At 59.8% G+C, this 1,394-nt stretch carries 1 protein-coding gene; it reads right to left on the bottom strand.

The window, feature by feature from the left end:
- Positions 1–1,394 (bottom strand): T6SS effector phospholipase Tle3 domain-containing protein (locus ACZRMH_RS25760; RefSeq protein WP_464015810.1); only part of this gene is annotated, 1,394 nt, incomplete at both ends.

The raw sequence follows: 1,394 nt of genomic DNA, 5'->3' as shown, positions 1-1,394 counted from the left end.
GTGCTTGGCATGACGGGTGTCTTCAGGCGTCCAGCCCTTGTTGCTGACTGCGATGGCCGCGTCTACCGGGTCCAGTGTGTCGGTCGCCTGGTAAATCCCGCTGGGAGAGTCGTCTCCGGGCGCGGTCACGGTGCCATCCGCCGAAAAATCAGCCTTGGCCGGCACTGGCAATAACGGTGCGGTCAGCATGACCTGGCTTCCCTTATCCAGTTCGGCACGCACCACTGAAAGCTTCTGTACGAACGGCAGCCCCGTGTCGTCCCACGTGCCTTCATCCTTGAGGCGCAGTGTGTAGACATAGGGCGGGGTATGCAGGCCGATCAGCTCGGGTTCGCCGGTGCGTTTGCGCAAGGTAAAAATGCGCTGATGAAAGCCCGCCGGCAATAACGTGCGGGCGGGCTTGCCCAGCACCTCGTCACCAATGCCTTGCCAGCCAATGCCCTTGACGTTGGCCAAGCCCACGGTTTGATCCTGAGGAGTGAAATACAGGAACGTGCTACCTCGGTTGTCGCGCTCGTTGAAAGGGATTTTTTCCCCTTTGATGTTGGCTGCACTCCCGGCAATGCCGGTCCAGCCTGTGCCACCAATGGCGCCGTAGCCCCGGCAGTTTTTGAGAGCAATACTCGACAGCGCCGGGTACGGGTTCGGGGCGCTGGTCATGAACTGCAAAATACCGCTGAGCGTGGCCAGCCGTGCCTCAGCCGTTTGCTGGCTGCGGTTGGGGCTCTGAAACCGCTCGGTAAATGGCTCAACCAGGCTATAGGGTGAGTTCATCATGACCACACCATCCGCAGGTCGTACCCCGTCATCCTTGAGAAAGGCATGGGCCAGCAGCGTCAGCAGGGTGCCCTGGCTATGACCTACGACGTTGATGGTGTCGTTTGGATAACGCGTGCGGATGATTTTGATCAGCATGGCCAGGCGCATGGCCGCCAGCACCATATAGCGGCGGCCAGCGGCTGTGTACAGCGGGTGGGTCAGGTCGCCGCCGATTGAGTCTATGGGAATAAGGCCAAACAGGTAGCCATTGAAGCCATTCCCCCACATGTCTGGCAAATTGGTGGTGGCATTGGCGAACTGACCGCCTTCCTTGGTTCCGGCTTTGTCCAGGCGGTTTTTGTTGCGGTCCAGCCACTCGCCGTGGGGCGCGGTTTTATTGATGTGTTGTTCTTCCTCGCGAAAGCCCCAGTAGAACGGGATCACTACGCTGCGCGTCGGATTGCCGTTGTCAGCAGCACTGAACTTGCGCCGGTAATACATCGCATCGGGGTTGGTGGCCTTGCCTGAATCATCGGACGGCAGGCTGTAGCCCGCCGCTCTCAAGTACCCCGGATTGTTCATCCCGCCGGGCAGGGTTTCTGGCATGTCGAGGCGTTCATTCAGACCTTGGCACA

This window comes from Pseudomonas sp. B414 (assembly GCF_055408445.1).
This window is presented reverse-complemented; position numbering and strand designations above follow the sequence as displayed.